General features: G+C 64.4%; 10 protein-coding genes. 3 read left to right on the top strand and 7 right to left on the bottom strand.

Going from position 1 to position 11,874, the window contains the following annotated elements; genetic code table 11:
• Positions 1-61: 61 nt before the first annotated feature.
• A complete protein-coding gene (locus tag LZC95_09915; protein ID WXA97150.1) occupies positions 62-991 on the bottom strand; it encodes a LysR family transcriptional regulator in 930 nt (309 codons plus the stop codon).
• Between the two features lie 82 nt (positions 992-1,073).
• Here LZC95_09915 and LZC95_09910 point away from each other — a divergent pair, with 82 nt between their 5' ends.
• On the top strand, positions 1,074-1,748 hold the full coding sequence (locus LZC95_09910) for a type 1 glutamine amidotransferase domain-containing protein (protein ID WXA97149.1): 675 nt from the start codon (positions 1,074-1,076) through the stop codon (positions 1,746-1,748).
• A 14-nt stretch (positions 1,749-1,762) separates the two neighbouring features.
• Here LZC95_09910 and LZC95_09905 read toward each other — a convergent pair whose 3' ends face one another.
• The 5 genes from LZC95_09905 to LZC95_09885 all read right to left on the bottom strand — a co-directional run bounded on the left by LZC95_09905 (position 1,763) and on the right by LZC95_09885 (position 8,232).
• Positions 1,763-4,048, bottom strand: a complete 2,286-nt coding sequence (locus LZC95_09905) for a S9 family peptidase (protein WXA97148.1) — start codon at positions 4,046-4,048, stop codon at positions 1,763-1,765.
• 197 nt (positions 4,049-4,245) lie between these two features.
• Positions 4,246-4,752: a hypothetical protein gene (locus tag LZC95_09900; protein WXA97147.1), complete on the bottom strand. Its 507-nt coding sequence runs from the start codon at positions 4,750-4,752 to the stop codon at positions 4,246-4,248.
• Positions 4,753-4,787: 35 nt separating this feature from the next.
• Positions 4,788-5,639, bottom strand: coding sequence for a succinate dehydrogenase/fumarate reductase iron-sulfur subunit (locus LZC95_09895; GenBank protein ID WXA97146.1), 852 nt, complete (start codon positions 5,637-5,639; stop codon positions 4,788-4,790).
• Positions 5,639-7,456 (bottom strand): fumarate reductase/succinate dehydrogenase flavoprotein subunit, encoded by a 1,818-nt coding sequence (locus LZC95_09890; GenBank protein ID WXA97145.1) that lies wholly within the window; start codon positions 7,454-7,456, stop codon positions 5,639-5,641. Before LZC95_09890 ends, LZC95_09895 begins: the two co-directional genes overlap by 1 nt.
• Complete coding sequence (locus LZC95_09885) at positions 7,456-8,232, bottom strand: hypothetical protein (GenBank protein ID WXA97144.1); 777 nt, start codon at positions 8,230-8,232, stop codon at positions 7,456-7,458. Before LZC95_09885 ends, LZC95_09890 begins: the two co-directional genes overlap by 1 nt.
• Before the next feature lie 121 nt (positions 8,233-8,353).
• Here LZC95_09885 and LZC95_09880 point away from each other — a divergent pair, with 121 nt between their 5' ends.
• Positions 8,354-9,592, top strand: coding sequence for a cation:dicarboxylase symporter family transporter (locus tag LZC95_09880; GenBank protein WXA97143.1), 1,239 nt, complete (start codon positions 8,354-8,356; stop codon positions 9,590-9,592).
• A 150-nt stretch (positions 9,593-9,742) separates the two neighbouring features.
• Here LZC95_09880 and LZC95_09875 read toward each other — a convergent pair whose 3' ends face one another.
• A complete protein-coding gene (locus LZC95_09875) occupies positions 9,743-10,633 on the bottom strand; it encodes a zinc metallopeptidase (protein ID WXA97142.1) in 891 nt (296 codons plus the stop codon).
• A gap of 32 nt (positions 10,634-10,665) precedes the next feature.
• On the opposite strand from LZC95_09875, the gene LZC95_09870 reads away from it, so the two are divergent.
• Positions 10,666-11,859, top strand: a complete 1,194-nt coding sequence (locus LZC95_09870; protein ID WXA97141.1) for a pyridoxal phosphate-dependent aminotransferase — start codon at positions 10,666-10,668, stop codon at positions 11,857-11,859.
• Positions 11,860-11,874: the final 15 nt, after the last annotated feature.

The following is an 11,874-nucleotide window of genomic DNA, read 5'->3' as shown; positions in this document are numbered from 1 at the left end:
GCCAAGAAGCGGGGCGCCTGAAGAAACTTGGGGAATGCTTGCATGAGATTGGCCGGCAATTTTACGCCGAACGCGCCCCAGAAAGGAGAGCATCCCGAACGGCACGAAGTCGCGCCGTTTCGACCACCCCTTTGCGCCAGGCCAGGTAAATGGCGTTTTTCGCGGTAGTTTGCCGTGCCACCCGCGAAAACCGAGGCGGTCCGACGGGCACGACCGTTTTCGCTTTCAATGCGTCTGCAACGAAATAGTTCGGCAGCACCGCAATAGCGAGCCCTTCGACAACGAGCGCGAGCATTTCGTCCAGGCTGGTGATGCGGCAAATGATCTTCGGCGGCAAGGGTTCGCGACGCCCAAATGCAGCGACCCAATACGCGGCATGCATCGCCAGATCGTCGTCGAAGACGACGAAAGGATGCTCGCTGAGCTCGCGCGCGGTCTCCGGCTTTTTCTTCGAGCCATGCTGCCATCGCTTGGGTGAGGCGACGGCCATGAACTCCTCGACGTAGACGGGGTGCATCTCCAAGCTGGACGTGTCCTCGGAGCGCACGACCAGGGCGAGATCCAGCTCACCTTCGATGAGCTCACGCGTGAGCACGGAGGGGACGTTGAAGCACACGTCGATGACCAGCTCGGGGTAGGTGCGCAACAGGCCCACGAGCCGCGGGCGCAACCACATGCGCGAGAACGGCCCAGGCCCGCCGAGGCGCACGCGACCGCGAACGGTTCGCCCGTCCGAGGTGGCCGCTTCCAATGCATCGTCGATGCGCGCGAACGAGGCGCGAAGCTCGTGCACGAGCGTCTCGCCCGCCGGTGTGAGCTTCGCGCGACGCCCGACGCGCTCGAAGAGCGTGACCTCGAGCTGGGCCTGCAAGGTGCGCAGCTGATGGCTGACCGCCGAGGGCGTGACGCGAAGACGGCGCGCGGCCTCGGCGAAGGTGCGCGCCTGGCCGACTTCGTAGAGGGTCCGCAAGAGTTCGTAATTGATGACCACAGCTCAACGATAACGTGAATTCGTTTCCGCAGACTAAAGGATCCGAAAGGCTTAGATATGGACACACCTAGGAGAGGCCCCCATGTCCAAGCGAATTCTCATGATCGTCACGAGCCACGACCGCCTCGGGAACACCGACAAGAAGACCGGTTTCTGGCTCGAAGAGCTGGCCGCGCCCTACCGCATTTTCACGGAGGCCGGCGCCCAAGTCGATATCGCGTCCCCCAAGGGCGGAAAGGCTCCCGCCGATCCGGGCAGCGCCGCGGAGGCATCGGACGACGTGCGCTGGTTCCTCGGGAACGCGGAGTCGGCGAAGAAGCTCGAGTCGACGTTGCGCCTGGCGGACGCGCCGTCGAACTACGATGCGTACTTCCTGGTGGGCGGGCACGGTGTGATGTGGGATCTCGCCGTGGACGAGCAGAGCGCGAAGCTGCTGGGGAGCGCCTTCGATCAGGGCAAGGTCGTCGCGGCCGTATGCCATGGGCCGGGTGGCTTGGCGAACGTGCGCACGGCCGATGGCAAGCCCCTCGTGCAAGGCCGCCGCGTGACCGGCTTCTCCGACGAAGAGGAGAAGGCCGTGAAGCTCGAGACGGTGGTGCCCTTCATGCTCGAGACGCGGCTGCGCGAGCTCGGAGGCCGCTACGAGCGCGGAGCGATGTGGTCCTCGTTTGCCGTCCGCGATGGAAAGCTGGTCACGGGGCAGAATCCACAGTCGTCCGCGCTCACGGCCCGCGAAACGCTCGTTGCGCTGGGCTGATGGCTAGATGATGGCTAGAGGTGCTCGCGGAAGAATTCCGCGGTGCGTTTGGCGACGGCGGCTGCGGCTTCGGGATCCGAGACCATGTGGGTCTGGCCGATGAGCGGCATGAACTCCATGGGGCGGCCTGCGCGGGCCATCGCTTCGGCGAATCGGAGCGAGTGCACGAGGTAGACGTTGTCGTCGGCCGTACCGTGGATGAGCAAGAGGGGTCGCGCCGGCGCCGCCGCACTCGGCGGGCGCGCGGCCCACGTGAGCAGGGACTGCTTGTCGTACGCGTCGTTGTTGGGCTCGAGCCCGATGAAGCGCTCCATCAGCGCGTCGTAGTCGCGCAGATCGGCCACGGGGGCGCCGGCGACACCGGCCTTGAAGACATCGGGACGGCGAAGCACGGCAAACGCGGTCGCATATCCGCCGCCGGACCAGCCGTACAGGCCCGCGCGCGTTCCGTCCATCTCCGGGTACTTCTTCGCGAGCTCGAGGATGGCCTCGGCGTGGCCGTCGACCGCCAACTCGCCGTAATTGTGCGGCGTGCGCTCCCAGTCATGGCCGCGGCGTGCGGTGCCGCGCACGTCGATGGCCACCACGATGGCGTCGGTGACGTCGGCAAGCCATTGCTGTTCGATGTAGCGACGCGCATCGGAGTGCACCTGGTACGAGCCAGGTCCCGCGTAGATGTAGTCGATGATCGGGTAGCGCCGAGCCTTGTCGAACTTTTGCGGCCGGAGAATCGCAACGCGGTAGTCGTCCTTGCCGATCTTCGTGTACTCGATGTTCGTCTTGAACGGAGGCTCCTCGGCCACCGACGGAACGGGGATGTTCACCGCCCCATCCACGCTGCGAACCGAGAAGTGGTGCTCGCCCTTTTGCGTCCCCTCGTATTGGGCGTACACGCGCGAGCTCTCGCCGAAGTTCGCGTAGACGAGGCTGTCGGTATTCTTCGAAACGGACTGCGGCGAGCCTCCACCCCAGGGTGCGGCCCAAATCTCGTCGCGAATGGGCTCGGAGGAGGCCCGCACGTACGCGACCTTCTTCGCCGCGTCGATGCCGACCAGGCTGCGGTACCCCAAGGACTTCGGCGCAACGGTGACGACCTTCGCGCCGTCGCGTCCGCGCAGCTCGAGCTCCCAGCTGCCACTGCGCTCGCTGGACCAGAGAAAGCCGCTGCCATCGGGAAGCCAGCGCGGGACGGAAGGCTCCTCGCCGAGCCACCATTTGTCTTCTTCGGTGAGCAGCTCCTTGGCGTTGCCGCTCTTTCCATCGACGGCCACGACGGACCCATGCCGGTACTCGCGGTCGACCACGTACAGCGTGAGCGGCGCGTTCTTCGACCAGACCACCGAGACGAGGTACGGGTAGCGCTCCGCATCCCATTTGATCTTGCGCGCAGGCTGCTGCGGCGCCTTCACCTGCGCCACGGCCAGGTGAACGATGGCGTGCGCCTTTCCCGTCTTCGGGTAGGCGACGATCTGCGGGGGCTGCTCGGGCTTGCCCGGATCCGCGAGCGTCCATTTCTCGACCTTGGAGAGATCGGCGTCCTCGTAGACGATTTCGTTGCCGTCGGGGGACCACCAAAAACCGCGCTGTCGCGAAAATTCTTCCTGCGCCATGAAATCGGCCACACCGTGCGGATTCGTCTCCGTTCCGCCGCGCGTGATGGCCACGGGCTTCGCCGCCGCGTCGCCTTCGACGGAGATGACGTACACGTCGTTGTTGCGCACGTAGGCGAGCTTCTTCGCGTCGGGCGAGAGGTGCGGATCGATGACCCCCGGCCCGGTGGCGAGTTCGCGTGCTTTGCCGGTGGCGCGCTTCCAGACGTAAAGCTTTCCCGAAAGCGACACGACGATGACCGAGGCATCGCCATTGGCCTCGAAAAAGGTGAACCCTCCTCCGCGAATGCGTTGCCGCTCACGCCGCGCCTTTTCCTCGGCCGAGAGAACTTCGGGCCCCGCCACCAACGTGTCCGGACGCAGCAACTCGCGCGTCTGCCCCGTCGCAACGTCGACCTCCCACAGCGCATTGCGCGCATCCTGCGGGGTCGCACGCAAGAAGAGAACGCGCTTGCCATCCTCCGTCGGCGTCATGCGCTTCGGTTCCCCGAGCGAAAAGCGCTGCGTCTTCGCATATTGAAGCGGAAAGTCCGTTGAAATGGGCGCCCGCTCGACCACAGGCACCGGCGCAGGCTGCGCCACCGGCGCCTTGGCCGACGTTGAAGTAGGCGCCACGGCCTGCGGCGGAGGATCTCCCGCACACGCAGCAACGAAGCACGGAAGCATGACAAGAGCGGATCGACGGATCATGCGCCGCACGATACCGCGATTACGAAAGAAGAGAATTCACATGAAGGCGGGAAGGCGGGAAGGACTTACGGCGCGAACCGTCGCGGAACCCTTCTTTGGTTGTTTCAGAGGGTCCAGTAGGCCCAGCGGAAATCCTAAAAACCTTCCCGCCTTCCCGCCTTCATGTGAATTTCTCCTAAGTACAGAGGGGATACCGGCTAATCCCCGAGGACGGAGTGCATGGCGCCGCGGGCGGGGCCTGACGCGTCGCGTAGTTCGGGGTGGTCGTTCAGCATGCGTACGCAGCGGTTCCAGCGGAGGATGGGGTCGGCGTTGCTCTCGGGCGGTGCGATTTGGGCGGCGCGGCCAAAGTGCTCCAAAGCGGTCTCGAAGGAGATGAACGCATTGTGCGCTTGCCCGTGTTCCAGTTGGGCCTTGGCGCAGCGCTCGTAGGCGATGCCTGCATAGTACACGCGCTCGTATTCGGTGGCGAGCCGCTCGAAAATGTTCAGCGTCTCGTCGAACGCGTGCGTCCACGTCCTGTGAAACTGGTCCGTCAACGACAGGCCGAGCAACTTCAAGGCATCGTCATGATCCGGGCGCACGGCAAGGATATCGCGACAGATGCTCTCCGCCTCCTCGGGCTGATTGAGCTCGCGGTAGTGATCGGCCTTGGAGAGAGCTTGCTCGATGCTGTTCGTCGGTAGCCGTTTGAGCTCGTACATGCGCTCATTGTAAATCGAATTCGCGGCCCGTTCCGTTACGCTTTGCCCTTATTTCCATGGCCGCCATCGACGCGGTGCGTTCCAGATACGTCCGCGGTTTTGCCCGCTTCCGTTGGCTGCGCTGGAACTTTGTTGGGGCGAGGATTGCCCGTGAACTTGCGCAGCAGCCAACGGACGGGATCGTAGTGGTCGTCGGCCACGCGCTCTTTCAGCGGAATGATGCCGTTGTCCGTGATGGTGATGTGCTCGGGACAAACCTCGGTGCAACATTTCGTGATGTTGCAATAACCGACGCCAAAGTCCTTCTTGATCATGTCGCGTCGATCGAGCGTGTCGAGCGGATGCATATCGAGCGTCGCCAGATGAATGAGAAAGCGCGGGCCGGAGAAGACTTCCTTCTTCTGGTGGTCGCGCACCACGTGGCACACGTCCTGGCAGAGGAAACACTCGATGCATTTGCGGAATTCTTGAATGCGATCGATGTCCATCTGCTGCATGCGCCAGTGGCCGTCGGCATCACGCGGGCGAGGCTTGAAGGGCGGTATCTTCTTGGCCATCTCGAAGTTCCACGAGACGTCGGTGACCAAGTCCTTGATGATGGGGAAAGCCCGCATCGGCGTCACCGTGATGGGCTCGCCCTCGGGAAATGCGCTCATGCGCGTCATGCACAAAAGTCGCGGCTTGCCGTTGATCTCGGCGCTGCACGAGCCGCATCGCCCAGCCTTGCAGTTCCAGCGCACGGCCAGATCGGGCGACTGCTTCGCCTGGATGTCGTGGATGGCATCGAGCACCACCATGCCCGGGTAGGTCTCGACGTCGTAGGTCTGGAAGTCTCCGGCTTCTTCGGTGCCACGAAAGACGCGCAGTCGTGCTTTGGGCTCGGCCATTATTCTTCCTCGAGGACTTTCTTGATCTCGGCGGGAACGGGCGGAAGATCGATTTCTGCGACCTCCATCGTGCTTCCGTGAAGGCGCGACACGATGTTCACCTTGGCGAAGTGCTCCTTGTCGGTTTCGGGAAAGTCGTCGCGGGCGTGGGCTCCGCGGCTCTCTTTGCGAAGCAGTGCGGCGCGGGCCATTGCCTCGGAGACGATGAGCAGGTTGCGCATGTCGATGGTCTCGTGCCAGCCCGAGTTGTAGTGCCGGTTGCCATCGATGCGGATGGTGCGCGAGCGCTCTTTGAGGCTCTCCAGCTGACGCAACCCCTCGCTCAAGTCCTCCTCCGTGCGAATGATGCCGACGTAGGTCTGCATCGTCTCCTTCAGCTCTTCGTGGAGCTGGAACGGATTCGGCCCCTCGTGCCGATTGAACGGGGCGAGCGCCTCCTGCGCGGCATCTTGAATTTCGCCCGCGTCGAGTGACGGAAGGTTCGCGTGCTCCTTGGCATAACGCCCCGCGTGCAGGCCGGCGATGCGCCCGAAGACGAGAAGGTCGGACAGCGAATTGCCGCCGAGCCGATTCGCCCCATGCATGCCCGCCGCGCACTCGCCAGCGGCGAAAAGTCCCTTCACGCGCGACTGCTGCGTCTCCGAATCGACGCGGATGCCACCCATGGTGTAGTGCGCCGTGGGCCCCACCTCCATGGGCTCCTTGGTGATGTCCACGTCGCCCAGTTCTTTGAACTGGTGGTACATCGCCGGGAGCTTTCGCTTGATGTCCGCCGGCGTGCGGCGCGTGGCAATGTCCAAAAAGACACCGCCATGGGGGCTTCCCCTGCCCGCCTTTACCTCGGCGTGGATGGCGCGGGCCACGATGTCGCGCGGAAGCAGGTCGGGCGTGCGGCGCACGTTCTTGTCCATCTGCCCCGAGGTGCTCAGCGCCAGCCAGCGATCGGCCTCCTCCTCCGTCGGCGCCGTTTCGTTGGCGTACAGCGGATGGATGTAGTCGAACATGATGCGCTTCTGGTCTTTGTTGCGCAGCGTCCCGCCCTCGCCGCGCACGCCCTCGGTGATCAAGGTGCCGCGCACCGACGGCGGCCACACCATGCCGGTGGGATGAAACTGCATGAACTCCATGTCCATGAGCTCGGCGCCGGCCAAGTACGCGAGCGCCTGCCCGTCGCCGGTGCACTCCCACGAATTGGAGTTGATCTTGAACGCGCGCCCGATGCCGCCGGTGGCGAGCACGATGGCCTTGGCGCGAAAGACCACGAAGCGGCCGCTCTCGCGCCAGTAGCCGAAGGCACCCGAAACGGCGTCGCCCGCCTTCAAGAGACGCGTGACGGTGCACTCCATGTACACCTTCATGCCCGTGTGGATGCCGTGCTGCTGCAGGGTGCGGATCATCTCGAGCCCGGTGCGATCGCCCACGTGGGCGAGGCGCGGGTACTTGTGGCCGCCGAAGTTGCGCTGAAGGATGCGCCCGTCCGCCGTTCGATCGAACAGCGCCCCCCACTCTTCCAGCTCGTTCACGCGGTCGGGCGCCTCCATGGCGTGGAGCTGCGCCATCCTCCATTGATTGAGGTAGCGCCCGCCCTTCATCGTGTCGCGGAAGTGGACCTTCCAGTTGTCCTTCGGCTCGACGTTGCCCAGTGCCGCGGCGACGCCGCCCTCGGCCATCACGGTGTGCGCTTTGCCGAGCAGCGACTTGCATACCAGGCCGACGTTGAGACCCATCGACGAAGCTTCGATGGCCGCGCGCAGACCCGCTCCCCCTGCGCCAATGATGATGACATCGTGTTCGTGCGTCTCGTAATTCCCTGCCATCAGAGGATCCTCACGTCCTGGATGACGCCCATCGCCACCAGGCGCACGTACACGTCGGCGCCGGCCACCGCAAAGAGGCTGGTCCAGGCAAAGAGCATATGGTTTTGGTTGAGGCGCGACACACCGCGCCAAAGCGTGTGACGGAGTTGGCCGAACGCCGCAGTGGAATAGCTATCGACGCTGCCCCCCACGAGATGACGCAGTGAGTGACAGGAGAAGGTGTAGCCCGACAGAAGCGTAGTGTTCAGCGCGAGCACCAAGGTCCCGACGCCAATGCCAAACGTGGTCTCGTCGCTGCCGGGAACGCGGAACCAGAGGGCCTTGTAAACATCGTGCCAAAGGATGACGAGGAACAAGAGCGCGACGTAGAGCGCAAAGCGGTGAAGGTTCTGAAAGATGAAGAGCTTCGTTTCGCCGTTGTACCGATGGCGATTGCGCTCGCCGACCGCGCATGCGGGCGGGTCCATGGCGAAGGCTCGGTAGTAGGCCTTGCGGTAGTAGTAGCAGGTGAGTCGAAAGCCTGCGGGGCCCGGCAGAATGAGCATGGCCGGCGACAAAAGCGGTATTCCCCAGCCCGATGTGGGAATGAGCGGCGAGTAGAACGGCGAGAGGTAGGGGCCGACTTGGTAGTAGTCGTTTTCGAAGGCGCGAAACGTGGCGTAAACAATGAAGCCCGTAAGGATGACGAAGGTCGTTGCCGGCCCGACCCACCATTTATCCTTCCGCAACGTCGCCCCGAGATTGAGCACCGGCAAATGCACGGCCTTGTTCGCCATGGACAACCTCTCTTCCCCTCTCCCTGAAACTCCCCCGGGGGGGAGCGTGACGGTATCCCGCGCTACCGAGGGTCGGCTTGCCGCTGCCGACGTGCAACAGACCGGACCCTATCACAGATCGTTGCTCTTCTCGCCATTTGCGCAGGTCGTCGCTCTTGCACTGCTCGGGATTCTTTTTGGGGCTATTTGGCCAAATTTCGGCGCAGCCCTGAAGCCGCTCGGCGATGCCTTCATCCGCGCGATCAAGATGGTCATCTCGCCGCTGGTCTTCTGCGTCGTGGTCACCGGCATTGCCAAGGCGGGCGATCTCAAGTCGGTGGGACGCATCGGGCTGAAGGCGCTCGTCTACTTCGAGGTGGTGACGTCGGCGGCGCTGCTTCTCGGGCTGCTGATGGCCAACATCGCGCGTCCTGGTTCGGGTTTGCACATCGACCCGGCGACGCTCGATTCCGCTGCGGTCGCAAAAAAGACGGGCGGGGCCGCATTGCCGGGGATGGGCGGCTTCTTGCTGCACGTGATTCCCGAGAGCGCCGTCGGTGCCTTCGCCGAGAACCAGCTGCTGCAGGTGCTGCTCTTCGCGGTGGTCTTCGGATGTGCGTTGGTGCACGTGGGGCAAGACAAGGCTCCGCTGGTGCTGGCATTCGTGGAGCAAGCCGGCGAGGTGATCTTTCGCGTGGTGGGCTACGTGATGCGCCTCGCGCCCATCGCGGTCTTCGGCTCGATGGCCTACCTGATTGGCCAGTATGGACTGTCGTCACTGGCCACGTACGCCAAGCTGATCGCGGCGTGTTACGCGGCCGCGGCGCTCTTCTGCGGGGTGCTCGCGCTCATTTTGCGAACCTTCGCGGGCGTGAGCCTATGGCGCTTCCTGAAGTACACGCGCGCGGAGTTCATGCTGGCCATCGGTACCGCTTCGAGCGAATCGGTGATGCCGCGCATGATGGACAAACTGCGCGCGTGCGGCTGTCACCCGGCGGCCGTCGGACTGGTGCTGCCCACGGGGTATTCGTTCAATCTGGACGGCGCCTCGATCTACCTGTCACTGGCCACGCTCTTCATGGCCCAAGCGGTGGGGGTCCAGCTCAGCCTTGGCCAGCAGCTCACGGTGCTCTTCGTATTGATGCTCACGTCCAAGGGCATGGCCGGCATCCCCGGCTCCGCGTTCCTGGCGTTGTCCGCCACCGCCTCTGCCGTGGGCGTCATCCCCGTGGGCGCCGTCGCCTTGATGCTCGGCGCCGACCGCATCATGGACACCATGCGCGTCGTCACGAACCTCCTCGGAAACTGCGTGGCCACCTTCGTGGTTGCGCGGTGGGAAAACGCGCTGGATCTGGAGCAGGCGCGGCGGGTGCTGCGCTGAGAAGATGAAGAAGGAAATCGCCAGGGACGCCAAAAAAGAGTCGCCAGGATCGCCAGCGGGAACAGCAATAAACCCAAAAAGAAGAGTTTATTGTTGGTTCATCTGGCGATCCTGGCGATTCTGTTCTGGCGCCCCTGGCGGTTCCTCTTCCTAGAGTTCCCGGGCCGAGAAGGTGTCGCAGGATTCGAGTTTGCCCGTGTCGTAGCCTTTGCGGAACCAGCGGACGCGTTGTTGGGAGGAGCCGTGGGTCCAGCGCTCGGGGCTCACGGTGCCGCCGGACATTTTTTGGAGGCGGTCGTCGCCGATGGCGGTGGCGGCGCCGATGGCGGATTCGATGTCGCCGTCCTCGAGCAATTTTCGCTGCGCGGTGGAGTGGGCCCACATGCCGGCGTAGCAGTCGGCTTGCAGCTCGAGGCGCACCGAGGCGCTCGTGGGGCCCGTCTTCGAGGCGCCGCGGCCCATGCGCTCTTCCGTGCCCAGCAGGTTTTGCACGTGGTGGCCGATCTCGTGCGCAATCACGTACGCCTGTGCGAACTGCCCGCGTGCGCCGAGGCGGCCGGATAGCTCGTTGTAGAAGCCCAAGTCGATGTACACGCGTTGATCGGCGGGGCAATAGAACGGGCCCGTGGCCGACTCGCCGTAGCCGCATCCCGTCGCGGTTCGATTGGTGAAGAGCACCAACTTCGCGCGTTGGTAGCGCTCCTTGCGCTCCGCGAACTCCTTCGTCCACGTATCCTGCGCATCGTCGAGAACGAACGACACGAAGGACACCAGCTCCTTCTGCGGATCGCCCTGCGCCGCCGCGGGCGCGCGATCGCTATGCACGGCGCGGCTGCCGCCACCGCCCAGAAGCCCGAGCTGCGTCACGACGTAGTAGCCGCCGATGCCGAGCAAGATGAGCCAGCCGATGGGACTGCGTAGAAGCGGACCGAGAAGCGGCAGCAACCCGAGCAAGCCGGGACCGCGTCCTCCTCCTCCCCCGTCGTCCTCGCCGCGCCGATCGATGACGTCCCGACTCTCGTGATCTTCGTCCCAGCGCATGGTGCCCGTAAGAATGCAAGCAAGCGGCCGCCGTGTCCAACCTCTGCTATGACCGCTGCGCTTTGACCTTCTCCCACCGCAGCGACTTCGATCCGCGCCCCAATGCCCTTACGCTCGCGCTCGAGCGGGTCCGCGCGGAGGGGCGAACCATTCTCGACCTCACGGTTTCCAATCCCACGAGCGCGGGGATCCCCTACGACGACGCGGCCATCCTCGCCGCATTTTCCGATCCGCGCGCCATGCTCTACGAGCCTCACGCTTTTGGCCTGCCGCGCGCACGGGAGGTGGTCGCGCGGGATGTTGCGGCCTTGGCCGGGGTGGACGTGGACCCGGCCCAGGTCGTGCTGACCGCCAGCACGAGCGAGGCGTACGCCTTTCTTCTCAAGGTGCTCTGCGATCCGGGCGACGACGTGCTCGTTCCGCAGCCGAGCTACCCGCTGTTCGAGCACCTGGGCGCGTTCGAATCGGTGAAGCTCACGCCCTACCCGTTGGCCTACGATGGGGCGTGGCACATCGATTTCGACGGATTGCGCCGCGCCATCGGTCCGCGCACGCGCGCCGTGCTGGTGGTCAGCCCGAACAACCCCACGGGCTCGTTCTTGAAGCGGCAAGAATTGACCGATCTGGCCGCACTGGGCCTGCCCATCGTCTCGGACGAAGTGTTCGCCACGTACGTTCTCGACGACGATGCGACGCGCGCGCGCTCGGTGCTCGAGAACAAGGACGCGCTGGTCTTTTCCCTGGGTGGCCTCTCCAAGCTGGCCGCGCTGCCGCAGATGAAGGCCGCCTGGACCGTCGTGTCGGGCCCATTGCACCAGGAGGCGCTCACCCGCCTCGAGCTCATCGCCGATACGTTTCTCTCGGTAGGAACACCGGTGCAACATGCGCTGCCGGCGCTCCTCGCCACACGCGCCCTCGCCCACGATGCGATTTTGCATCGCACACGTCGCAATTTGGCGGCGCTGAAAGCTTCGCTCGCGGGCGCGGCATCGCCGGCGACGTTGCTGCGTGCCGAGGGCGGTTGGTACGCGACCTTGAGGTTGCCGCGCACCCGCAGCGAGGAAACGTGGGTGCTCGAGCTCCTCGAGCACGAGAACGTCTACGTGCACCCCGGCGCGTTCTTCGAGTTCCCGGGTGAAGCCTTCATCGTGCTGAGCCTTCTCACGCCGGAGCCGGTCTTCGCCGAGGGCATCGCGCACATCATTGCGCGCGTATCACAGGCCTAACTCATCTGCCCTGGT

This window comes from Sorangiineae bacterium MSr12523, from assembly GCA_037157775.1.
In the GTDB taxonomy this organism is placed as follows: Bacteria; Myxococcota_A; Polyangia; order Polyangiales; family Polyangiaceae; genus Pendulispora; species Pendulispora brunnea.
This window is presented reverse-complemented; position numbering and strand designations above follow the sequence as displayed.